21 protein-coding genes are annotated in these 23,997 nt (G+C 57.6%); 3 read left to right on the forward strand and 18 right to left on the reverse strand.

The annotated features are described in order from the left end of the window. Positions 1–50: 50 nt before the first annotated feature. The 9 genes from QMZ30_RS20260 to QMZ30_RS20300 all read right to left on the reverse strand — a co-directional run bounded on the left by QMZ30_RS20260 (position 51) and on the right by QMZ30_RS20300 (position 9,255). Entirely contained in the window at positions 51–1,166 is a 1,116-nt protein-coding gene (locus tag QMZ30_RS20260; protein ID WP_283228735.1) for a mandelate racemase/muconate lactonizing enzyme family protein, read from the reverse strand. 36 nt (positions 1,167–1,202) lie between these two features. After that, positions 1,203–1,964: a GntR family transcriptional regulator gene (locus QMZ30_RS20265; RefSeq protein ID WP_283228736.1), complete on the reverse strand. Its 762-nt coding sequence runs from the start codon at positions 1,962–1,964 to the stop codon at positions 1,203–1,205. A 2-nt stretch (positions 1,965–1,966) separates the two neighbouring features. Then, positions 1,967–3,355, reverse strand: a complete 1,389-nt coding sequence (locus tag QMZ30_RS20270) for a dihydroorotase (RefSeq protein WP_283228737.1) — start codon at positions 3,353–3,355, stop codon at positions 1,967–1,969. Beyond that, positions 3,355–4,278, reverse strand: a complete 924-nt coding sequence (locus QMZ30_RS20275) for an ABC transporter substrate-binding protein (protein WP_283228738.1) — start codon at positions 4,276–4,278, stop codon at positions 3,355–3,357. The genes QMZ30_RS20270 and QMZ30_RS20275 overlap by 1 nt, the downstream gene beginning before the upstream one ends. Continuing rightward, positions 4,278–5,318, reverse strand: a complete 1,041-nt coding sequence (locus QMZ30_RS20280) for an alpha-hydroxy acid oxidase (protein ID WP_283228739.1) — start codon at positions 5,316–5,318, stop codon at positions 4,278–4,280. Before QMZ30_RS20280 ends, QMZ30_RS20275 begins: the two co-directional genes overlap by 1 nt. Further along, on the reverse strand, positions 5,305–6,831 hold the full coding sequence (locus tag QMZ30_RS20285) for an amino acid ABC transporter permease/ATP-binding protein (protein ID WP_283228740.1): 1,527 nt from the start codon (positions 6,829–6,831) through the stop codon (positions 5,305–5,307). Before QMZ30_RS20285 ends, QMZ30_RS20280 begins: the two co-directional genes overlap by 14 nt. A gap of 76 nt (positions 6,832–6,907) precedes the next feature. Further along, the gene (locus QMZ30_RS20290; RefSeq protein ID WP_283228741.1) at positions 6,908–7,804 is read right to left on the reverse strand and encodes a transporter substrate-binding domain-containing protein; all 897 of its coding nucleotides are present in this window, start codon (positions 7,802–7,804) and stop codon (positions 6,908–6,910) included. Between the two features lie 87 nt (positions 7,805–7,891). Next, entirely contained in the window at positions 7,892–8,863 is a 972-nt protein-coding gene (locus QMZ30_RS20295; protein WP_283228742.1) for a D-2-hydroxyacid dehydrogenase, read from the reverse strand. Further along, entirely contained in the window at positions 8,863–9,255 is a 393-nt protein-coding gene (locus tag QMZ30_RS20300; RefSeq protein ID WP_039328470.1) for a RidA family protein, read from the reverse strand. The genes QMZ30_RS20295 and QMZ30_RS20300 overlap by 1 nt, the downstream gene beginning before the upstream one ends. Positions 9,256–9,602: 347 nt before the next feature. On the opposite strand from QMZ30_RS20300, the gene glyQ reads away from it, so the two are divergent. Further along, positions 9,603–10,514, forward strand: a complete 912-nt coding sequence (gene glyQ / locus QMZ30_RS20305; RefSeq protein WP_008105242.1) for a glycine--tRNA ligase subunit alpha — start codon at positions 9,603–9,605, stop codon at positions 10,512–10,514. A gap of 9 nt (positions 10,515–10,523) precedes the next feature. Continuing rightward, a complete protein-coding gene (glyS, locus tag QMZ30_RS20310; RefSeq protein WP_283228744.1) occupies positions 10,524–12,593 on the forward strand; it encodes a glycine--tRNA ligase subunit beta in 2,070 nt (689 codons plus the stop codon). 51 nt (positions 12,594–12,644) lie between these two features. Here the strand turns inward: glyS and QMZ30_RS20315 are convergent, their stop codons facing one another. From QMZ30_RS20315 to fdnG, 9 genes are all read right to left on the reverse strand, one after another. Next, a complete protein-coding gene (locus QMZ30_RS20315) occupies positions 12,645–12,950 on the reverse strand; it encodes a type II toxin-antitoxin system RelE/ParE family toxin (RefSeq protein WP_283228745.1) in 306 nt (101 codons plus the stop codon). Further along, entirely contained in the window at positions 12,916–13,200 is a 285-nt protein-coding gene (locus QMZ30_RS20320) for a type II toxin-antitoxin system ParD family antitoxin (RefSeq protein WP_283228746.1), read from the reverse strand. The genes QMZ30_RS20315 and QMZ30_RS20320 overlap by 35 nt, the downstream gene beginning before the upstream one ends. 108 nt (positions 13,201–13,308) lie before the next feature. Continuing rightward, complete coding sequence (selB, locus tag QMZ30_RS20325; RefSeq protein ID WP_283228747.1) at positions 13,309–15,159, reverse strand: selenocysteine-specific translation elongation factor; 1,851 nt, start codon at positions 15,157–15,159, stop codon at positions 13,309–13,311. After that, a complete protein-coding gene (selA, locus tag QMZ30_RS20330) occupies positions 15,156–16,535 on the reverse strand; it encodes an L-seryl-tRNA(Sec) selenium transferase (RefSeq protein WP_283228748.1) in 1,380 nt (459 codons plus the stop codon). Before selA ends, selB begins: the two co-directional genes overlap by 4 nt. Positions 16,536–16,543: 8 nt before the next feature. After that, a complete protein-coding gene (locus QMZ30_RS20335) occupies positions 16,544–17,155 on the reverse strand; it encodes a glutathione S-transferase (protein ID WP_283228749.1) in 612 nt (203 codons plus the stop codon). A gap of 144 nt (positions 17,156–17,299) precedes the next feature. Continuing rightward, positions 17,300–18,226: a formate dehydrogenase accessory protein FdhE gene (gene fdhE / locus QMZ30_RS20340; protein WP_283228750.1), complete on the reverse strand. Its 927-nt coding sequence runs from the start codon at positions 18,224–18,226 to the stop codon at positions 17,300–17,302. Then, positions 18,226–18,867, reverse strand: a complete 642-nt coding sequence (fdoI, locus tag QMZ30_RS20345; protein WP_058972873.1) for a formate dehydrogenase cytochrome b556 subunit — start codon at positions 18,865–18,867, stop codon at positions 18,226–18,228. The genes fdhE and fdoI overlap by 1 nt, the downstream gene beginning before the upstream one ends. Further along, positions 18,867–19,766: a formate dehydrogenase subunit beta gene (fdxH, locus tag QMZ30_RS20350; protein WP_097118464.1), complete on the reverse strand. Its 900-nt coding sequence runs from the start codon at positions 19,764–19,766 to the stop codon at positions 18,867–18,869. The genes fdoI and fdxH overlap by 1 nt, the downstream gene beginning before the upstream one ends. Positions 19,767–19,776: 10 nt before the next feature. After that, complete coding sequence (gene fdnG / locus QMZ30_RS20355) at positions 19,777–22,824, reverse strand: formate dehydrogenase-N subunit alpha (protein WP_283228751.1); 3,048 nt, start codon at positions 22,822–22,824, stop codon at positions 19,777–19,779. A gap of 113 nt (positions 22,825–22,937) precedes the next feature. Here fdnG and fdhD point away from each other — a divergent pair, with 113 nt between their 5' ends. After that, positions 22,938–23,792 (forward strand): formate dehydrogenase accessory sulfurtransferase FdhD, encoded by an 855-nt coding sequence (fdhD, locus tag QMZ30_RS20360; RefSeq protein WP_283228752.1) that lies wholly within the window; start codon positions 22,938–22,940, stop codon positions 23,790–23,792. Positions 23,793–23,997 lie beyond the last annotated feature (205 nt).

Genomic DNA, 23,997 nt, shown 5'->3' on the forward strand with positions numbered 1-23,997 from the left:
CACTGATGCGCAGCGGGTGAACAGGTCGCCATGAATGGCGACCTGACAACTCAGCCGCGCACCAAAAACTTCTCAATCACCGCTTCGTTCGGTTCGACGCCCAGGCCTGGCTCGCTGGGTAGCCATGCGTAACCTTCGGCGATACGTACCGGATTTTTCGCCAGTGAACGGCTGATCTCACCCGGCTCCACGCAATACTCCATCACCAGCGCATTCTCAATCGCACACAGGAAGTGCAGTGACGCGGCGGTGTTGATGTCAGTGGTGAAGTTGTGGTTACACACCTTGCGCCCACGGCTGTGCGCGTAGCTGGCAATTTCCATTGCCTGGGTAAAGCCGGTGCGCGTCAGGTCGATTTGCACGATGTCGATCCCGCCTTCATCAATCAGGCGCTGGAAACCGACCACCGAGCACTCTTGCTCACCGGCAGCGATATGTTGCTGGCAGGCGGAAGACACCTGACCGTAACCGGCGTAGTTATCCGGATGCAGCGGCTCTTCGATCCAGAACAGGTTGAGATGTTCATAGCGCTGGCTGCGGCGCACGGTGGTTTTGGCATCCCAGACATGGCCGACATCCAGCATCAAATCGACGCTGTCGCCCATCGCGGTGCGCAACGCTTCGAGGTAGCGCAGGTCCATGGCTTCATCGGTGCCAAACGGCTCCCAGCCAAATTTCACGCCGGTATGACCGGTGTCGATGGCGTGCTGTGCACGCGCCACGGTCTCTTCCACGCTGTACTGGAACATGTTGGAGGAGTAGACGCGCATCTTGTCGCGCATCGCCCCACCCAGCAGTTCTACAATCGGTTTGCCGAGCGCTTTGCCTTTGATATCCCACAGCGCGATATCAATGCCCGCCATTGCCTGTAATACCGCACCACTGCGACCGTAATAGATGGTGGCTTTGTGCATCTTCTTCCACAGACGACCGGTTTCCAGTGGGTTTTCGCCGATCAACAGCGATTTCAGGCCGGTGACCATGGTGTGTGAATAAGGTGCTTCAATAATGGCTTTGGTGACATACGGGCTGCCATCCACTTCACCCCAACCGGTAATGCCCGCATCGGTGGTGATTTTGATAAGCAGCGCGTCTTGAGAGCTATCTGTGCGCTGCTCAATAACCGGCAGGCGCAGATAAAACGCCTCAACGTTGGTAATCTTCATCGTGGTTTTCCTGGTGTAAAGGCAATCAACAAAGCATCAGCCCACAGCGGAACGCTGCTGTCGGCGCTGCATAATCAAAGTTTCGTAGTCCACATCCAGTGCCTGGATGCGAATATGGTTTTCAATCTCATCGGTCATCTGCGCGATATCGCCATCGGCGAACACGTTGATCAGCCGCTGGTGCTCTTCAATGATGTCGCTCATCGATTTGCCCATGGTGGAGAGGCCGAAAATCACCGTCAGCTGGCGCGCAATGGATTCCCACAAGTTGCTGAGTACCGGGTTGTGGGCAAAGCTGCACAGCGTGCGGTGGAAATCGGTATCCGCCGAGGCAAAACCGTAAACGTCATCGTTTTGCATCATGGTCTGCATTTGCGCCACGCCTTGGTACAGCTGCGTCAGCTGTTCGGCACCGTTGCGACCGGCTTCGATGGCACGGCGGCAGGCCAGCGTCTCCAGCGGGATGCGCACGTCGATAATCTGCTCCAGCCGCTGATGAGAAATCTCCATCAAGCGGATGCCCTTGTACGGCTCGCTGGTGACGATGCCCTGACTCTCCAGAATGCGCAGCGCTTCACGAATCGGCACGCGACTCATGCCGAGTTTGGCCACCAGATCCGGCTCAGCGATACGGTCGCCGGGCAGCACCAAACCGCGCGACGCCGCGCTGAGAATGGCATCGACCGCGTGATCGACCAGGGTGCGTGGTCGTGCTGCTTGCCAGCTCTCTTCGCTGGTGGATTCCTGCGCCAGCGGGGCGCTGTTTTTGCGGCGGATAGTTGACGATTTTCCTGCCATGATTATTGTCCTGTTGCTGCCTGTCGGGTCACGAACTGACCAAAGCCGGGTTCAACCTGCATCTGGTCATCCTGGTAAACCGTGACGCCACGAATAAGTGTGCGCACCACTTTACCCTGACAGCGCATCCCTTCAAATGCGCTCCACTTACCCAACCCCTGGAACGCCGCGCCTTCCACTGTCCAGCTCTGCTGCGCGTCGTAAAATACCAGGTCGGCATCAAAGCCCGGCGCAATCGCCCCTTTTTTGCCCCACAGCTGGAAGGCTTTAGCCGGGCCGCTGGCGGTCATACGGGCGAACTCCGTCAGTGCCAGGCCACGATCGATATGCGCGGCGCTAAAGAACATCGGGCTCAGCGTCTCTACGCCGGTTAATCCCATGCCGGCATCCCAGATGCTGGTTTCACCGGCCTGTTTTTGTGCAGGGGTATAGGGACAGTGGTCGGAGGCGATCATGTCGACATCGCCGCGCAGCAGCACTTGCCACAGCGCATCCACTACCGGACGTGGGCGAATCGGCGGGCCGCAGCGGGCATTGGGGCCGATGCGCACCAGATCGTCCTCATCCAGAATCAGATAGTGCGGACAGGTTTCGAAGCTGGCGCGCACCCGGCCTTTGGCGGCGACGATGGTTTCGGCGGCGCGTGCGGAGCTGACATGCACAATATGGCAACGCGCACCGGTCTCTTCGGCGACCGCCAGCACGCGGCCCACGGCTTCAATTTCGGCGATTTCCGGGCCAGCCAGCGCATGCGCACGGGTGTCTTTTCGTCCTGCACGGCGCAGTTCACTGCCTGCACCAATCAGGATGTCGTGGTTTTCCGCGTGCACGCCAATCAGGCCATCAAACGTGGCTAATTCACGCATTGCCCGCAGCAGGCCATCGTCATCAAGGCGTGGCAGCCCTTTTTCGTCGGTCGCTTCGCCGTTCGGCGCGCCACTACACAAGAAGGCTTTAAACGCCAGTGCACCCGCCTGATCCAGCGCCGCCAACTCGTGCACGTTGCGGCCATCCAGTCCGGCCCACATGGCGTAATCCACCGAGCAGTTGTCTGCCAGCCACTGTTGTTTGGCGGTGAAATTCTTCAGCGAGGTGGCGGGCGGCAGTGAGTGCGGCATTTCAACGATGGTGGTGACGCCATGTGCGGCGGCACCCTGTGTACCTTCGCGCAGTTCCTGCTGTGGGAAATCATGCGAGCCAGTGAAGTGGGTGTGCACATCAATAGCGCCGGGAACGATGATCAATCCCTGCGCATCAATGATTTCATCCACGCCTGCTGTCATCGCGCCAGGTGTCAGCAGACCGCTGATTATGCCATTCTCAATCAGCAAGTCGGCCGGTTCTGCGCGGGTTTCAGTTACGACCAAACCATTGATAATAAGCTGTTTCATCACTCTGCTCCTGCCTGCGTGACCAGTGCGGCATAGGGCACCGGTTGAGAAGGATCCAGCCAGCCGATAGCGCTCAACAGCTGGCTGAAGTGTTCAAATTCGTGCTGCGGGATAACGCAGCCTGGCGCGAAAACCTGGGCGTGCTGATAGGCCGCCAGGCCCGTCACCAGCGCTTCACGTGGGTAATCGGGATAGAAGTGCTGCACGCGGTCGGCCAGTGCGGTGGCATCATGAGTCGCGATCCATGTCAGCGCCTGTTCGATGGCCCGTGAGAACGCGTGGAACGCTGATGCCTTCTCCAGCAACACATCGGCACGCGCGATGTAGGCGCTCCAGGGGACATGGCCGCACAAGGTGGCGAGGCTGCTAATGCTGGTTAGCTGCCCGGCGGCAATGGCCGGTGCCAGCATGTGCATGGCGTGTAGCGCGTAATCGGCCTCGCCTGCGGCCACGGCAGCGAAATCGCGTGCCTGATCGCCGCTGCCGGAAATCAACTCCACCTGATCCTGCAATCCGTGCTGCGCCAGCAGCCAGCGGAAGGTCAGCGTGGCGGTGCCGACATTGCCGACATCCAGCACGCGTTTGCCGCGCAAATCACTGAGCTGAAAATCGGGTTGCGCCTGCGCCGCCGCCAGAAACCACGGGTTAGCCGCCACCGAGGCGCAAAAGCACTGCAGCTCTGTACCATGCTGTTGAAAATGCTTCATCACCACCATCGGGCCGCCGAGCGTGAGGTCGGCATCGCGGCTCAGAACGGCAGGTACCTGACCACCCTGCACGGTGTGACCGCCCGTGGCGCTGGTGGTAAAGGTGACCTGCAACTGCTCGGCGGCGAACAAGCCGAGGCTGTCGGCCAGGTAGTGGGCGCAGTAGTAGATGCGTGATTCGCTGGCATCGCCCTGATTGAAAATGAGTTGCTGCATCAGTTGCGTACCTCGCTAACAAAGCTGCCGTTGAGTGCCGCCATATCACTGACGCCGCACCAGTGGCTGATCGCGGTGATTTCATTGATCCAGCCGGAAAGCAGATCAAACACTGCGTCTTCACCACCGGCCACTAAGGCGCTGATGATCGGTCGCACGCTGAGTGACAGGGAGGCTCCGAGGCAACGCGCCACCACCGCATCGCTGCCGCAGCGCACTCCGCCGTCTAACAGCAGTGGCAAGCGCGTGACGGCTTGCAAATCGGGCAGTTGATCGACCGGCGTTGCCCAGCGTGCGCTTTGGCGCAGGCCAATGTTGGAGGCGATGATGCCACTGACGCCATGCTGGGTTGCCTGAGCGGCATCGTCATGATGCAAAATGCCTTTTAACCACAGCGGCAGTTGATGCGTGGCGCAGTGCGCCGCGACCTCATCAATCTGCTGCCAGCGCCACACCGGAAAAGCTGGTAACGCGGCAACGCCCGGTTCCGTTCCACCAATGGTGTGCCAGCCGCGCTGTTTTAGCGCCTCGCCAATCGAGAACCCGCCAGGCTGTAAACCCGCAACCGGATGCACCGGTGCGAGCACCGTCAGGACAATGTTTTTGAATCCGGCTTGAGCCGCCTGATCGATTAAATCTTTGATGCGGCCGACATCACCCGCGGCACGCAGTTGCAGCCAGCAGCGATCATACTCCGCGCCAATCAGCTCCAGCGGTGTGACGGTCTCTTCTGAGATCACCAGCGGCAATTGCAGGCGTTTGCAGGCGCGCGCAATCGGCAACAATCCCTCTTCATGGAAGATGCGGTCGCCGGCAAATGCGCCGACGCCCAGCGGTGCTGACCAGCGTTGATTCAGCAGCGTGGTTTCGGTGCTGATCCCCTCATTGCCCTGTAAGACGCGCGGCAGCAAACGAAAACGGCGCAGCGCCTGCTGATTGGCATCGGATTCGCCAGACAGTGCATCAGCTGGCTGGCCCTGCATATAGCGGAACAGCGCATCACCGAGACGCTCACGAGCAGCAAGTTCATGCGTTGGCATGCTGAGCCTCCGTGGCGTTTTCGTGTTCGAGGAACGTGGCAAAGGCCGGTGTTTTTGGGTTTTGCAAAATGGCCGGAGGACCTTCTTCAATCAACGCCCCGTCCTGCAAGAACACCACGCGATCCGCTACGCCTGCCGCAAAGGCAATGTCATGGGTGCTGATGATCATGGTGATGCCGGTTTGGGCCAGATTGCGCATCGTCTGGTTCACTTCACGCACCAGCTCTGGGTCGAGCGCCGAAGTGGGTTCATCGAACAGCAGGATTTGCGGTTCTGCCGCCAGCGCACGCGCAATGCCGACGCGCTGTTTCTGACCGCCCGATAATTCATGTGGCAACGAGGCGGCGAAATCCTGCAATCCCACCATTTTCAGTGCACGCATCGCTTTGGCGCGCGCGATTTCAGGCTGGGCGCCCTGTACGCGCAGCAGAATGCTCATCACGTTCTCTAACGCGGTCAGATGATCGAACAGCGCAAAGTGCTGAAACACGATACCAATACCTGACTTGGCACGGTTGGCCGGTAAATGGCGGGCGGCCAGTGCGCGACCGTTTTCATCGCTGCCCATAAAGTGGCCTTCGGTCTGGATGGTACCGTTGGTGCGTGGCGTTAACGCCAGAATCGATTTCAACAGGGTGCTTTTACCGGAGCCGGAGCGACCCAGCAGCACCACCACTTCACCACGACGCACGGTGAGCGACAGCGATTTCAGCACCGCTTTGCCAGCGTAATCGACGCACAGTTTGTCCACTTCCAGCACCGGTGCGGCGGTTTGTGTATCCCAACGGCGTTTCGGCAACTGCATCGCCATCACGTCCGCTTCTGGCGGCAGGGTGGCCAGGCGCGCACGGGCACGGCGGGCGCGTTCATCAAGGTTGTAGAACTTCTCCAGCCACCACTGTCCGCCAGCCAAGGCGGTCGAGAGGATCAGGTAGATGCCGCCTGAGGCCACTAATACCGGAATAAACAGGAAGTTCTGCGACACAATCGCCTGGCCGCGCATGGTCAGTTCGTTGACGCCGACCACCGACGCCAGTGAGGTCGATTTCAGCAGACCAACGGTTTCGTTACCCATGGTTGGCAAAATGGCGCGCAGCGCTTGTGGGATGACGACGTGGATCATCTCTTTGGTGCGTGAATAGCCGAATGCCTGTGCCGCCATGCTCTGGTCGCGATCGGTGGCAATGATGCCGCCGCGAATGATTTCGGCGCAGAAGGCGGTTTCGTTGATCATCAGCGCCAGCATGGCACTGGTGAACGGGCTCAAACGCAGGCCGAATTCCGGCAGAACGTTGTAGAGCAGGATCAGCTGCAGCAGCACCGGCGTGCCGCGCAGCAGGTAAATGTAGGTTTTCACCGGCACACGGATAAACCAGTGCTTCGAGGTGCTGGCCAACGCCAGGAAAAAGCCAATTATAATGCCGCCTGCCAGCGCACCAATCAGCAGCTGTACGGCGATGACGGCCCCTTCCCACAAGTAGGGGAAGGTCAGGTACTTAAGAAAATCATCCAAGGCGTTATCTCCCCCAACGTGATCGTTTGGGTTGCACGCGCTGCGGCAACCCAATTGATCGGGCTGAGTTTATGCATTAACCACGCGCAACAACTGGACGTTCAGCGGCACTGCCCTGACCCCAGTAATCCAGCAATTTCTTCTGTGCACCGCTCTCCTGAATCACCTTCATCGCATCCAGCACGGCACTGCGCAGGGTGGCGTTGTCTTTGGCAATCGGGAAGCCGACCATAATTGGCAAGTCAACGGTGAAGCCGCTTTCCAGCGTTTTGTCGGCTTTGGCGATGGCGATGGCTGAACCGGCTTCGGTCAGGTAAATGTCGGCACGGCCGCTTTTCACTGCCTGAATGCTGTTGTCGGTGTTCTGCACCATCAACATGCTGACTTCCGGTTTGCCGGCGGCGCTGCATTTGGCGCTCTGCTCAGGCACCAGCTTGTTGGCTTCATACGAGCCCGCAGCCGCAGCCACGGTTTTGCCGCACAGGTCATCGACTGTGTTGATTTTCTTAGGATTGCCTTTTGCCAGAATCGATCCATCCTGCACCTGCATCGAGGCGACAAAGGCGATCTGCTTCAGACGTTCATCGGTGACATACAGCATCGGGCCGATATCGGCGCGACCGTTGGAGATCGAGGTCAGCAGCACGTTGAACGAGCCACTCTGATAGCTGTGTTTTGCGCCGAGGCAGCTGCTGATGCGCTCAAACAGAGAAGGATCAAGACCTTCGATAATGCTCGGGTCTTTCTCAGAAGGGGCTTCAAAGCCTTTGGTGTATCCACCGAGGCCAACCACCAGATCTTTGCCTTTGAGTGACGGATATTTGGTTTGCAGCGCTTTACACTGCGCCATTGCCGCGAAGTCACTGGCGGCGGGTTTGATCGGATCGGTGCTGGCGGCGTGCGCGCTGGAGAGTCCAGCCAGCAAGGTGCCGGTGATGCCAGAGATAAGTACTGCGATGCGTGCAAATTTCATAATAAGGTTCCCCTGGTGCTGGTGAATGTGTAAGCGATGACCTTGTGTTTTATGAACGTCTTTACGGCTTTTATTGGTGCAACTACTTCAATACCCTCTTTCAACATCAACCTGGTTGCGCAGCGGGTCACCACTGCGATAACGCACCAGATTGTCGATAAACACCTCAAGACAGCCCTCAAGGTAGGCGCTGTGATCGTCGAGGCTGCAGTGCGGCGTCATCACCACGCCGGGCGTGTTCCACAACGCGTCGTCAGCGGGCAAAGGCTCTTGTGGATAGACATCCAGCACCGCGCCTGCCAACTCTCCGGCACACAGCTTTTCGCGCATGGCGGCGTAATCAAACACCGCGGCACGACCGACAATCACGATGCCTGCACGAGCAGGCAGCAGATCGAGGCGGCGGCGATCAAACAGCATCTCCGTTTGCGGCGTTAGCGGCAGTGTTGAGACCAACACGTCCACCTGCGGTAACACGTCGTCGATGGCATCAATGCGGATGCAGCGCGCCACGTCGGCATCACACTGCCCACTGCGCGTAACGCCAATCACGCGATAGCCTTGCGCCGTTAACAGCCGGGCCGCTGCCGATCCGATACCGCCGACGCCGAGCAGCAGCACGGTTTTGCCGCGTGCACAGCCACCGAAGGTCGGTCGCCATAAGCGCTGAGCCTGATCCTGCAAAAATCCCGGAATGCCGAAGTTGAACATCAACGCCGCCATCAGAATGAATTCCGCGCCTTTATCGCCGTGGACGCCGGACGCGTTGGTCAGCGTCACGCCCTTGGGCAAATGAGCCAGCCACTGCTCTACGCCAGCCGACATCACCTGTACCCAACGCAGGCGCGGGGTGCTGAATGCATCTAACGCCAGCTTGCGGCCGCTCCACAGCAGATCGCAGTTAGCGAGGAAGGTGGCGGTTTGCGCCGGATCGCTGTTTTCTGTCAGCGTGAAGTGGCTGCGCAATTTCGGATGCGCGTCCAACTGCTGTTGCAGCCTTTCACGTGACAGGTGCAGGGCAAATGGGCCGCTGGCGTCGTTTTCAATATGAATATGCATTAGCGCATCGCCGTGACTTCCATCTCGACCAACAGGTCAGGATGGTTGAGTTGAATACCGACGGTGGCACGCGCCGGGAACGGGAACTGGAAAAACTCGCTATAGGCCGCGTTCATTTCGCTGAAGGTGCTGAGGTCGGTGAGATAAATCGTCACCCGTACCACGTTATCGAAGGTCATCTGCGCTTCACTCAGCAGGTCGCCAACGTTTTTCAACACCTGGCGAGTCTGGCTGGCGATGTCCTTGCCGACGATCTGCCCGTTGTAAGGATCGATGGCAACTTGCCCGGAGATAAACAACATCGGTTCGTGCAGTACAGCGGCGGAAAGCGGTGCCGGGCCCATTGGGCGGTCACTGGCATTCATTCCTGGGTAAGCGATTGCGGTCTTCATGGTGAAATTCCCAACAAAACTGTTTCACCGCAATTTCGTATACGATTATACAAGTGTCAATGTGCGATTTTTGACCAATAGGTCGAAAAGGTGATTTGAGTCACGCAATGAGGTTTGAGTGATTTTTGTTTATCACATTGAAAATTAATGGGTAGTGATGAGTTTTTCGTCTGTTTGCCGTTCCCTTTTTGAATCGTATACGATTTTCTTATTGTTCGGTTCTCAGCGGTAAAACTGCGCCAGTTTCACCTCAAGACGCGCCAGGATTTCCGGCTGCACAATCCGCGGTCAAAGGGTATACTGGCGCACTCTTTTTTTAACCGATCCGTATCGCGTGCGAATTCAACATGCAAAAGTTTGATACCAAGACCTTTCAGGGCCTGATCCTGACCTTGCAGGATTACTGGGCGCGCCAAGGCTGCACCATTGTTCAACCACTGGACATGGAAGTCGGCGCTGGCACCTCACATCCCATGACTTGCCTGCGTGCATTAGGCCCAGAGCCAATGGCGACCGCGTACGTGCAGCCTTCACGCCGACCAACCGATGGTCGTTACGGTGAAAACCCGAACCGCTTACAGCATTACTACCAGTTCCAGGTGGTGATTAAGCCAAACCCAGACAACCTGCAGGAACTTTACCTGGGCTCACTGAAAGAGCTGGGTATGGATCCGACAATTCACGACATTCGCTTCGTGGAAGATAACTGGGAAAACCCTACGCTGGGTGCCTGGGGGTTGGGCTGGGAAGTGTGGCTCAACGGCATGGAAGTGACGCAGTTCACCTACTTCCAGCAGGTGGGCGGCCTTGAGTGCAAGCCGGTCACCGGTGAGATCACCTATGGTCTTGAGCGTCTGGCGATGTATATCCAGGGCGTTGACAGCGTGTACGATCTGGTGTGGAGCGACGGTCCGTTTGGTAAAACCACCTACGGCGAAGTGTTCCATCAGAACGAAGTGGAACAGTCGACTTACAACTTTGAATACGCAGACGTGGACTTCCTCTTCACCTGCTTTGAGCAGTATGAGAAAGAAGCCCAACAGCTGCTGGCACTGGAAAAACCGCTGCCGCTGCCTGCTTATGAGCGCATTTTGAAAGCGGCACACAGCTTTAACCTGCTGGATGCACGCAAGGCGATTTCGGTTACCGAACGTCAGCGCTATATCCTGCGTATTCGTACCCTGACGAAAGCCGTGGCTGAAGCCTATTATGCGTCCCGCGAGGCGCTTGGCTTCCCTATGTGCAATAAAAACAAGTAAGAGGCAGCCATGACCGATAAAACTTTCCTGGTGGAAATTGGCACCGAAGAGTTGCCTCCGAAAGCGTTGCGTAGCCTGGCTGAAGCCTTTGCTGCGCACTTTACCGCAGAGCTGGACAGCGCCGGTCTGGCGCACGGCGACGTCAGCTGGTTTGCTGCCCCGCGTCGTCTGGCGCTGAAAGTGGCCCACATGGCCGCCGCCCAGCCGGATCGTGAAGTCGAAAAACGCGGTCCTGCCATTGCTGCCGCATTTGACGCGGATGGCAATGCCACCAAAGCGGCTGAAGGTTGGGCGCGCGGTAACGGTATTACGGTGGCGCAGGCTGAACGTCTGAGCACCGATAAAGGCGAATGGCTGGTGCATCGCGCATCCGTTACCGGTGAAAGCGCACAGGCGCTGTTGCCAGCAATGGTCGCCACGGCACTGAGCAAGTTGCCGATTCCAAAATTAATGCGCTGGGGTGCGAGTGACGTGCAGTTTGTCCGTCCCGTGCATACCGTGACGCTGCTGTTGGGCGATGAACTGATCCCGGCAACCATCCTCGGCATTCAGTCCGACCGTGTGATTCGCGGCCATCGCTTTATGGGCGAGCCGGAATTCACCCTCGACAACGCCGATCAGTATCCGCAACAACTGCTGGAGCGCGGTAAAGTCGTTGCTGACTTCGCGGCGCGTAAAGCCAAAATCAAAGCCGATGCAGAAGCCGCAGCACAGCAATTAGGCGGCCTCGCTGACCTGAGCGACAGCCTGCTGGAAGAGGTGGCTTCGCTGGTGGAATGGCCAGTGGTGCTGACGGCGAAGTTCGAAGAGAAATTCCTCGCGGTGCCTTCTGAAGCGCTGGTTTACACCATGAAAGGTGACCAGAAGTACTTCCCGGTGTATGCCGCAGACGGCAAACTGCTGCCGAACTTCATCTTCGTCACCAACATCGAATCGAAAGATCCGCAGCAAATCATCTCCGGTAACGAGAAGGTGGTGCGCCCACGTCTGGCGGATGCGGAGTTCTTCTTCAACACTGACCGTAAAAAGCGTCTTGAAGATAACCTGCCACGTCTGGAGACGGTGCTGTTCCAGAAAGAGCTGGGTACGCTGCGTGACAAAACAGATCGCATTCAGGCGCTGGCGGGTTGGATTGCCGCGCAGATTGGTGCCGATGTGAATCATGCGATGCGCGCAGGTCTGCTGTCGAAGTGCGACCTGATGACCAACATGGTGTTCGAGTTCACCGATACGCAAGGTGTGATGGGCATGCACTATGCGCGTCATGACGGCGAAGCTGAAGACGTTGCCGTGGCGTTGAATGAGCAGTATCAGCCGCGCTTTGCCGGTGATGCACTGCCATCCAACCTTGTGGCTTGTGCAGTGGCGATTGCTGACAAGATGGATACCCTCGCGGGCATCTTCGGCATTGGTCAGCATCCGAAAGGCGATAAAGACCCGTTTGCACTGCGTCGTGCGGCGCTGGGCGTGCTGCGTATTATCGTTGAGAAGAATCTGCCGCTGGATCTGCAAACCCTGACCGAAGAAGCGGTGCGCCTGTACGGCAGCAAGCTGAGTAACGGTAAGGTGGTGGATGAGGTGATCGACTTCATGCTGGGTCGTTTCCGTACCTGGTATCAGGAAGAGGGTCACAGCGTTGATACCATCCAGGCCGTGCTGGCGCGTCGTCCAACCCGTCCGGCCGATTTTGATGCACGCATGAAAGCGGTATCGCACTTCCGTTCCCTGGAAGCGGCGTCTGCGCTGGCTGCGGCCAACAAACGTGTTTCCAACATTCTGGCGAAATCCACCGAAAGCCTGAACGACAGTGTGCAGGCTTCACTGCTGAAAGAGAACGCCGAGATTCAGCTGGCGACCTTCGTGACGGCGCTGGGTGACAAACTGCAGCCATACTTCGCGGAAGGCCGTTATCAGGATGCGCTGGTGGAACTGGCACAACTGCGTGAAGCGGTCGATAACTTCTTCGACAACGTGATGGTTAACGCCGATGAAGCCGAAGTGCGGATCAACCGCCTGACGCTGCTGGCGCAGCTGCGCGCGCTGTTCTTGCAGGTCGCGGATATTTCTCTGCTGCAGTAAGTGACTAGCGGAAGTGCACTAAAGGGACGAGCGATCGTCCCTTTTTTTTGTTCAAAACAAACGTGTCCATCGCGGATGCGTCACTTCTTTGGAATGGTGTAGAACGCGAACAATGATCAGCTCATCACCCGCAATTCGATAAAATATAATATGTTGGCCGCTGGGAAACGAAGAAAGCGCCTGTGCTAAATCGGCTCGTTTACGGCCTATGGGGTGTTCAACCAGTTTATAAAAAGTGCTGTAGAGCCTATGAGAATAATGGTCTGCCTGCTCTCGGCCAAATTTCCAGTAACCATATATCCAAAGCTCCTCAATATCCTGTTCAGCGTCCTGCGTTATTGTGATCGTCCGATTCATTAATGCCTACCCTGGCTCGTGCTCGTTTCAAAATTGCTTCACCATCAAAAGGCTTAGCTTCACCATTTTCAAGGCCTTGTTTAATCAAGTGGCGCAGCGTTTCTAACTGCGATGCCGCTTGCCTCTCGCGCAGTAAACGCAGTGAATCGCGCACTACTTCGCTTTGCGTACGGTAATCGCCGGACGCCACTAAAGATTCCACAAATTCGCGCAGTTCATCGCCTAAATCGATTGTCATGGTACGTGCCATCGTCGTGTCCCAATGTAAGAATAGTTCTTACATCCTGGCACATTTTTGTTCAACGAGGAATGCGCGTTGCAGCGCAGTTACAGTGATAACTGCGAGGCAACGCCAAGATCAGGCGCGGGTTTCGAACAGGCGGGCGTCGCGCAGCAGGTGGTCGTTACCCCGGCGACGGGTGAAACCGCTGCGGTCAAAGAACTCCAGAATCTGCACGGCAATTTTGCGTCCGGTGCCGAGTTGGTTACGGAAGTCGGCGGCGCTGGTGCTGCCACCGTGGGCGTCACGCTGGCGAATCAGATCGGCGAAGATCTGGATCTGGTCGCTGTGGTAGTAGCGATCGCGCACGATCGCCGTAATGTGACCGAGACGAGCGGCGGTGAGCAACAGGCTACGCACGGTCTCTTCCTCTAACTGTGTGGTCACCGCGATATCACGCACCCACAGCGGTTGGTCATTGAAGAGTGGGCCGACCCGCAGCCACAACATCTCTTCCTGCGGATTAAAGCGCGGTTTGAAATCCGGCAAATGCAGCCAACCTTGCTGGTGCTGCAAGTGTCCTTGTGCCAGGAGTTGATCAATCAACGCGATGACCGGTTCTGGCGGCTGATGCGGCAGTGCTACACGGCGCAGACGATCGCGCCCAATGCCAGGTACTTCAGGATGCTGCTGATGAAACGCCGACAACGACGCCAGCAGGCGCTGCTGCCATACCATTGCTTGTTCGGCTGCTAACAAGGTATTGCCGAGCCGCAATGCGTCGAGGTTCTCCAGCAGCGCATCCAGCGCAGCGGGGTGAAGCTGGCGTGACCAGCCGAGGTCGGCATATTCAGCAGGCTGGAGAGAGAAGTGCGCTTGCAGGCTGGAGTCGTCACGTTCTGCGGCAGCCAATTGTTGCAGCCAACCGAGATACTCTGGCTGGCGTTTGCCCCGTTTTTTGCTGTTGAGCAGTACGACGCGGCCACCCCCCAAGGTTTGCTGCGCATTGCTGTCGCGAATGATCAGCCGATCGTTTTCCGCCAGCCACAGCGGTTCATCGAGCACCAGCTCGGCCAGATCGTCTTCCAGCAGCGTCAGTCGGCCCATCACGTGGCTGGCCGCATGATGGATATGCACGGGCTGGGAGGCATGTTTAAGCGGCTGCAGCAGGCGCAGTGCCATGATGAGGCGCTGAGTGCCTTGGGGCTGTGACTGCGCCAGCAGCCAGTCACCGCGTGCGATCTGGGCTTTTTCCACCTCACCCACGATATTCAGCGCGATACGCTCACCCCCTTGCGCGCGCGTCACCGACTGGTTCTGCGCATGCAAGGAGCGCACGCGCACCGGCAGATTGAGGCTACTGAGCCACAGCGTGTCGCCCACGCTCACCTCGCCCGCTAATGCCGTTCCGGTGACCACTAATCCACTGCCTTTCAGAGTAAAAGCCCGGTCGATAGCGAGACGAAAACGGCGATGCGCATCGAAAGCGGGTTCAGGCAACTCACTCAGGTACTGACGTAACGCCTCAATACCCAGTTGGGTGCTGCTGCTGGTGATAAACTGCGGTGCCGCTGACCAGCCCAACTGCTGTGTCAGCTCTGCCACCTGATGTTGCACTTCGGCGATGCGCGTAGCGTCAACGCGATCGGCTTTGGTCAACGCCACGCTGAGCGGCGGAAGCCCTGCCAGAGCCAGCAGTTGCAGGTGTTCACGCGTTTGCGGCATCACGCCATCATCACAGGCCACCACCAGCAGGGCGTGATGAATACCGCCAATACCCGCCAGCATATTAGCAAGAAATTTCTCGTGCCCGGGAACATCGATAAAGCCTATCACCCGACCGTCCGGCTGCGGCCAGTAGGCATAGCCGAGATCAATGGTCATGCCGCGCCGTTTCTCTTCCGGCAGACGATCGGCATCGACCCCCGTCAAGGCTTGCAGCAGTGCGGTTTTGCCGTGATCGACGTGTCCTGCCGTGGCGATAATCATGACGTTAGCGCCTCAATCAGCGCGGCTTCCTGCTCAAGGCAGCGTAAATCCAGCCACAGTTTGCCGTCCTGAATACGGCCGATGACTGGTCGGGGCAGCGTACGCCAGCGTTGGGCGAGTGCATCAAGGCTGCTGCCATGCGGGGCGCGTGGGCTAAAGGTGATGGCAAAGCTTGGTAAGCGCTCAACGGGTAGCGATCCACTACCGATTTGCGACGAACAGGCGGCGATCGCCAGCGTATACTCCGAGCCATAAGATTGTTCTAATGCGGGCATCAGCCGTTCCGCTTGCTGTAAAATGTCGTGCGAGGAACGGGTCAGCAGACGCAGGGTCGGCAGTGCGTCACACAGGCTTTCCGGTTGGCGATAAAGCTGCAAGGTGGCTTCCAGCGCCGCGAGTGTCATTTTGTCCACGCGCAGAGCACGCTTCAGCGGATGCTGCTGCAGCTGATCGATCCAGCGCTTTTTACCGACGATAATGCCGGCTTGTGGCCCCCCCAGCAGCTTATCACCAGAGAAACTCACCACATCGACGCCAGCCGCAATCAGCTGCTGCGGCATCGGCTCGGCGGGCAAACCCAACGTGGTCATATCGATCAATGAGCCACTGCCCAAATCGGTGATCACCGGCAGCTGATGTTCGGCGGCCAGGGCCACCAGTTCAGCTTCGGCAACGGCATGGGTGAACCCCTGAATCTGATAGTTGCTGGTGTGCACCTTCATCAACAGACCGCTGTTTTCGCTGATGGCGGCACGGTAATCTTTCAAATGCGTGCGATTGGTGGTGCCCACTTCTACTAACTGGCAACCTGCCTGGCGCATCACATCGGGAATACGAAAAGCACCGCCGATCTCCACCAACTCTCCGCGTGAGACAATCACTTCGCGGCCGGGCGCCAGCGTGGCCAGCATCAGCAGCACCGCAGCGGCGTTGTTATTCACGATACAGGCGGCTTCCGCACCGGTGAGTTCGCATAACAGGGCGCTCACCGCGCGGTCACGATGCCCGCGAGCGGCGTCATCCAGCGCATACTCCAGCGTCACCGGTTGGCGCAGACTGGCGGTCACCGCCTCAATGGCGCTTTCGCTTAACTGGGCGCGGCCAAGGTTGGTGTGAAGAACGGTACCGGTCAGGTTGAAAACGGGCCGCAGCGCACTCTGTTGTTGCTGTTGCACGCGGCGCTGTGCCTCTTCAGGCCAGTTAGCATGCCAGTCAGGCAGCATTTGATGTTGTTGAATGTGATCGCGCGCCTCTTGCTGCATGGCGCGCAGCTGGCGGGTGGTAAAAGCGGTGCCAGAGTGCATTAACAGCGGCTGCAACGCGGGATCGCGCAGCAGGCTGTCAATGGCAGGTAGTTGGGTATAAAGGGTTTTCATCGGGCAACTTAGCTGGAAGGCGGAACGGTGCGGGCAAAACTTTCCCGCTGAAACAACATCTCTGCCATTTTCACCAATGCCGGTCGATTGACGCACCAGTTGGGCAGCACGCGGCGGAAGTTGAGATAACCAATCATGCAGCCGGTGGCAATATCCGCCAGATTCAGCGTGCCGTTATTAATCAGTTCGCCCTGTGCTGCCGCAGTTTCCAGGGCATCCAGACCGCGCAAAATCTTCTCACGACTACGCAGCAGCACCTCTTCCGATTGCTGAGCGCCGGGGCGCATCTGTTCGCGCACGATCATGACGGCGGCATCGTTGATGCCATCCGCCAGTTTTTCCAGTTGACGGATCTGCAAGGAGAGCAGCGGGTCATCCGGTAACATGGCTGGCGCATCACCGCGCAGTTCAATCACCTGGGCGATGATCGAGGAGTCAAACCAGGTGTGATGGTTGTCGTCAACCAGCGCCGGGACTTTACCCAGCGGGTTGTATTGCGGCACGTGGCTGTCCTCAACCCAAGGCGACTGGTTGACGAATTCGAACACCAGACCTTTTTCTAACAGCATCACTGATATTTTACGGACAAAGGGGCTGGTGTAGCTGCCAATCAGTTTCATTGAACGCCTCCGTGTTAAAGGGTGGTGTGCGGCATTGATGACGGTCGCCTGGTTGATGCTCGCCGTAAATGGTAATCCTACCGTTGCCCGGAGACCCGACGGTTTCGTAGGGTGCGCATTTATGCGCACCGGGCATTCATCGCATTAATCCCCTGGAAACATAAACGGATTCAGGCTGCTGCGCGCGAACCCTTCCTGCTCCATACGCGCATCCAGCACCAGTGATGCCAAATCATCCGCCACCGGTTCGACCGCGGGATCCTTCTCCTGATAGAGCATCTTCAGGTAGGTACCGCAGTCGCCACAGCTCTCCGCTTTCACGGCCGCTTTTTCGCTGTCGAGCGACCAGTAGTGTAAATCACGCGTCTGTTCGCAGTTGGAGCACTTACTGCGCACCACATACCATTCACTTTCGCACAGATTACAGTGTAGATAACGAAGGCCCTGTTGACCGACATCCATATGCACCACGCTGGCGACGGGCACGCTGGCGCACACCGGGCAAAACTGGCGATGCTCACCGTATTCTGCCCGCGCTTTACCGGGGATCAGTGCCGCCATCTGCGCCCAGTAGATAGATAACGCGGCCCAAATAAACGGCGACTTATCACTGCTGACTTGGGCAAACTCGCCCGCCAGCAGCGCACTGGCTAACCCTTCCAGCTCGGAGGAGGAAGCTTTTTCCAGATTTTCCAGCACCGCCAGGGCCTGGCCGCTCATCTCGGGCTTGAGCTCGGCGATCAGCGAATGCAGCAGACGCTGCCAGTGCGCATCACGCGGATAGGTATGGATATCGAGCGGAGGTTTACCCTGTTCAGCGCTTTGGGCCAAGCGTGCGTGCAGATCGACCTGTAAGGGATGGTCATAAAGCACGATTTCCTGCGCCTGGGCGATCACCGCGGCAAAGCGCAGATAATCACCCAGCGGGTTCTTCGCTGCCAGTTCACGCAAACGCGCCGCACGGCGGCTATACAGATTCTTAAGCCGAGGGAAAAGCAGCGGCGGAACCTGCTCCGCCATGCTTTTTTCGCCTTTCTCCAACTGATCCTGTGGGATGATGCGAATACTCATCAGGGACGTTTTTCCTGTTGTGTTTGGCGTTGGCGCTGCTCGCGATACCAGCGTGGATGATGTTTCTTCGCCCACGCAGCGGGAACCCAGCCCTCAACCATGGCGGTAATGGTGCCCTTGACCCACAGGGCCGCGTAGATATGCACCATAATCACCACGATCAGTGCCACAGCTGAGACCGAATGCACCACCAGGGCGGCGCGAATCAGCGGAATGGCAAAGGCGCCTGCGAAATAAGGACGCCAGATAATAATTCCGCTCACCAGCAGCATGACTAAGCTGATGATAGCAGCCCAGAACACACACTTCTGCCCGAAGTTGTATTTGCCGGTATCACCCACCTCTTCATTACGGACGATTTTGTGGATGTTTTTCGCCCACACCAGGTCATCACGCGTGATCAGATTATGCTTCCAGTAGCGCAGGAACATGATGATAAAAGCGGCAAACATCACTACACCGACAAACGGATGCAGAATCCGCGCCAGTTGTGGCGTACCCAGAATGTGCATCAGCCAGTTAAACGACGGGAAGAAGAAACCCAGCCCACTCAAGGCGGCAAGGACAAAACAGAACGCCACAATCCAGTGATTGATACGTTCCGGTGCGCTGTAACGCACCAGACGATCGCGCTTTTTCATTATTCGCGCTCCTCTTTTTCGTGCAGGTTTTCATCCTCATCTTCCTCCACGCGGTTTGGCCCGACGCCGACGTAGTGGAACACCGAGGCCGCGAAGGTGGCGGCAAACCCGATGGCGGCCAGCGGTTTCCAGATGCCTTTCCAGAAGGTGACGGCAGGGCTGATGCTCGGGTTTTCCGGCAAACCGTGATACAGCTGCGGTTTGTCTGCGTGGTGCAGCACGTACATCACATGTGTACCGCCCACACCTTCCGGATCGTACAGGCCTGCATTGTCATAGCCGCGCGTATTCAACTCCGCCACACGCTCTGCCGCCAGTGCCTGCATGTCGGTTTTGCTGCCAAAATGAATGGCGCCGGTTGGGCAGGTTTTCACGCAAGCCGGTTCCTGACCGACATTGACACGATCGACGCACAGCGTGCATTTATATACGCGGTTGTCGTCTTTATTCAGACGCGGCACGTCAAACGGGCATCCAGCAATGCAGTAGCCGCAGCCAATGCACTGTTCTGACTGAAAATCGACGATGCCGTTGGCATACTGAATAATCGCCCCTTCAGAGGGGCAGGCTTTCAGGCAGCCGGGATCGGCGCAGTGCATGCAGCCATCTTTACGTATGAGCCACTCTAACTTGCCGTTCTCCTCCACTTCTGAGAAGCGCATCACCGTCCAGGATTTGGCGGTCAAATCCGCCGGGTTGTCATACACCCCGACGTTGTGACCGACCTCATCGCGAATGTCATTCCACTCCGAACACGCCACCTGACAGGCTTTGCAGCCAATACAGGTGGTGACGTCGATCAGCTTGGCCACTTCCTGCTGATGATTACGCGCCTGCGGGGCAGGCGTGAAACCATTGGTGGCGGAGCGGCGGATAATGTCTTGTGATTGATAAGCCATCTACGTACTCCTACACCTTCTCAACGTTAACCAGGAACGCCTTAAACTCAGGCGTTTGCGTGTTGGCATCACCGACAAACGGCGTCAGGGTATTGGCGATAAAGCCTTTTTTCGCCACACCCTGATAGCCCCAGTGAATCGGAATGCCGATGGTATCGATCACTTTGCCATCGACGTTCAGCGGACGGAGACGTTTCGTCACTACCGCTTTGGCTTTGATATAGCCGCGATTGGAACTCACTTTCACCGTATCGCCCTGCACGATGCCGAGCTTGTTCGCCAGCTTCTCGCCAATTTCCACGAACTGTTCCGGCTGCGCGATGGCATTGAGCAGTGCGTGTTTGGTCCAGTAGTGGAAATGCTCGGTGAGACGATAGGTGGTGCCGACATACGGGAACTGCTCGGCTTTGCCCATCGCCGCCAGGTCGTCCTTGAACACGCGAGCGGCCGGGTTGGAGATAACGTTCGGGTGCAGCGGGTTGGTGCCCAGCGGCGTTTCAAACGGCTCGTAGTGTTCCGGGAACGGTCCTTCGGCCATTTTGTCGAGTGCAAACAGGCGGCCCATGCCCTCCGGTTGCATGATAAACGGCCCGACGTTGCTGCCCGGTGCGGCGGCACTGTAGTCCGGAATATCCATGCCGCCCCATTTGCTGCCATCCCACTTGAGGATTTGCCGTTTCGGATCCCACGGATTGCCCTGTGGATCGGCAGACGCGCGGTTGTAGAGGATGCGGCGATTGAGCGGCCATGCCCAGCTCCAGTTCAGCGTGTTACCCAGCCCGCTCGGGTCGGTGTTGTCGCGCCGCGCCATCTGGTTGCCGTCTGGCGTCCAGCTGCCCGCGAAGATCCAGCAACCGCTGCTGGTGCTGCCGTCATCTTTCAACTGCGCAAAGCTGCTGAGCTGCTGGCCTTTTTTCACCAGCACCGTGCCTTTGTCATCCAACACGTCTGCCAGCGCTTTACCGTTGCTCTCCATCGCCACTTCTTCCGATGCCGGGTTATCCGGCGTCTGGTAGTGCCACGTCATGTTCAGCACCTGCTCCGGCAGCGCACCGCCTTCGCGCGCGTACATTTCACGCAGACGCAGGTAGATACCAGAGAGGATTTCACCGTCATTCAACGCTTCACCCGGCGCATCCTGGCCTTTGAAGTGCCACTGCAGCCAACGCCCGGAGTTGACGATAGAGCCATTCTCCTCCGCGAAGCAGGTTGACGGTAAACGGAACACCTCGGTCTGAATCTTCGCCGGATCGACATCGTTAAACTCGCCGTGGTTTTGCCAGAAGGTCGAGGTTTCGGTGTTGAGCGGGTCGATGGTGACCAGGAACTTCAGCTTCGACAGGGAATCGATCACTTTGCGTTTGTTGGGGAACGATGCCACCGGGTTAAAGCCCTGGCACAGGTAGCCGTTCACCTTGCCTTGCGACATCATCTCGAAGTACTGCAGGACGTCGTAACCCTTATCCCACTTCGGCAGCCAGTCAAAGCCCCAGCTGTTGTCGGCCTGGGCTTTGTCGCCGAAGAAGGCTTTCATCATGCTGACAAAGAATTTCGGGTAGTTCCCCCAGTAGTTCACCTGACCCGGCAGCGTCGCTTTTGGCGTGTTCGCCGCGAGATAGGTTTGCAGATCGGTCTGTTTCTCCGAGGGCAGCGTCATATAACCCGGCAAGCTTTGCGACAGCAGGCCGAGATCGGTGAGACCCTGAATATTGGAGTGACCGCGCAGGGCGTTGACCCCGCCACCCGCCATGCCCATGTTACCGAGCAGCAGCTGGATCATCGCCATGGTGCGGATGTTCTGCGTGCCCACTGAGTGCTGCGTCCAGCCCAACGCATACAGGAATGAGGTGGTGCGGTCGCGTGCGCTGGTCTCGCCGATCAGTTCACAGACGTGTAGGAAGTCATTCTTAGGCGTGCCACAAATTCGCTCAACCATCTCCGGCGTGTAGCGGCTGACGTGTTGCTTCAGCAGGTTCCATACACAGCGTGGATGTTGCAGGCTGTCGTCGCGTTTGGCAAAGCCGTCGTCACCCAGCTCATAGTTCCAGCTGGTTTTGTCGTATTTCCGGTTGGCTTCGTCGTAACCACTGAACAGGCCATCCTCAAAATGATAATCCTCACGCACGATCAGGCTGGCGTTGGTGTACGCCTGCACATACTCATGCTGGATTTTGTCATTTTGTATCAGCCACTGCAGGACGCCCGACAGGAAGGTGATGTCGGTACCGGAACGAATCGGCGTGTAATAGTCTGCCACCGATGCCGTGCGCGTGAAGCGTGGATCGATAACAATTAATTTCGCTTTGTTGTGAATCTTGGCTTCCATCGCCCAGCGGAACCCAACGGGATGCGCTTCAGCGGCGTTACCGCCCATCACAACGATCAGGTTGGCATTTCGGATGTCGACCCAGTGGTTGGTCATCGCACCGCGACCAAATGTTGGAGCAAGACTTGCTACCGTTGGTCCGTGTCAGACGCGTGCCTGGTTGTCGACCGCTAACATGCCGAGCGATCGGGTAAATTTCTGGGTTAAGTAGCCAGTTTCATTACTGGAAGCGGATGCACACAGCATGCCTGACGAGAGCCAGCGGTTAACGGTAACGCCCGCCGCGTTCTGCGCGATAAAGTTGGCATCGCGGTCTGCTTTCAGCAGTTTGGCGATGCGGTCAAAGGCGTCATCCCAGCTGATGCGCTGCCACTTGTCCGATCCAGGCGCACGATATTCAGGGAAGTGCAGGCGGCTGTCACTGTGAACAAAATCGAGCAGGCCTGCGCCTTTCGGGCACAATGCGCCACGGCTTACCGGATGATCCGGGTCGCCTTCGATGTGGAAAATGGTCTCTTTGGCGTTTTTCGCGCCATCACCGAGGCTGTACATTAATAAGCCACAGCCCACTGAGCAGTAGGTGCAGGTGTTACGGGTTTCGCGGGCACGCAGCAGTTTGTACTGTCGCGTTTCCGCCAGCGCTACTTCGGGTGTGAAGCCGAGCAGTGCTGCCGTTGTCCCTGCCATACCGCCAGCGCAAATCTTGAAGAAGCTTCTTCGGCTGACGTTCATGGATAATCCTTGTTTCGACATTGCTGTAATATTTTGTGCGAAGCATTGGGTCGAGGCTCACAATGACCCAACTAACAGTGAGAGAATAGCAGCGAAATAATACCACTGCATTTATGTGGTTGTTGCACGAGGCGAGCAAAGTGAAGGCAAAAGCACAGGAAAGTCACGAGAGTGTGAGTGAGATCAAAGGCGCCGTGCAGGCATCGGTGCGACAACGACGCGATATTGCCTGCGTCGAAACCGACTGGCTGGCAGAAGAGGTACCGATCGCGCTGGTGTACAACGGCATTTCTCATGTGGTGATGATGGCAACGCCCAATGATTTGGAGGCATTTGCGCTGGGTTTCTCGCTGTCCGAGGGCATTATTGATAAGCCCGAAGAGATTTTCGGCATGGATGTGGTGCCGGGCTGTAACGGCATCGAAGTGCAGATTGAGCTTTCAAGCCGCCGTTTTATGGCGCTGAAAGAGCAGCGCCGTGCGATGGCGGGGCGCACCGGCTGCGGCGTATGCGGTGTGGAGCAACTCGATCAGATTGGCAAGCCGCTGCAACCGCTGCCGTTTACCCAAACCTTTGATTTAGCCAGGCTGGATATCGGTCTGGCGCAACTGCGTAACTACCAGCCGATTGGCAATCTTACCGGTTGTACACATGCCGCCGCGTGGATGTCGCCGCAGGGGGAATTGCAGGGTGGCTGTGAAGATGTTGGGCGTCACGTGGCGCTGGATAAACTGCTCGGCCATCGCAGCCAGCAGCCATGGCAGCAGGGCGCGGTGCTGGTCTCCAGCCGCGCCAGCTATGAGATGGTGCAAAAATCGGCGATGTGCGGAGTGGAAATTTTATTTGCGGTTTCTGCCGCCACTCAGCTGGCGGTTGAGGTTGCCGAAAGATGCAATTTGACGCTGGTGGGGTTCAGCAAGCCGGGACGCGCCACGGTATATAGCCATCCGCAGCGTTTGCTGCCCTGATGGTCGCCATTTATGGCTAGTTAAACGACTGACGATAACGCCGTCTGGGGCCGCACCGGGGCTGGCGGTCCTCGCGCCGCTACGCGGTGCCTTCACTTCACTCGTCTGCCTTAACGGACCGGTGCCGATGAACTGAACCCCTTAACCTGGACTGCTTAAGTCAGCTTATTTTGATTCTGAGTCCGGTACTCTACCGGGCTCAGTC

Origin of the sequence: Pantoea sp. EA-12, assembly GCF_030053355.1 — a bacterium.
Lineage (GTDB): Bacteria > Pseudomonadota > Gammaproteobacteria > Enterobacterales > Enterobacteriaceae > Pantoea > Pantoea vagans_C.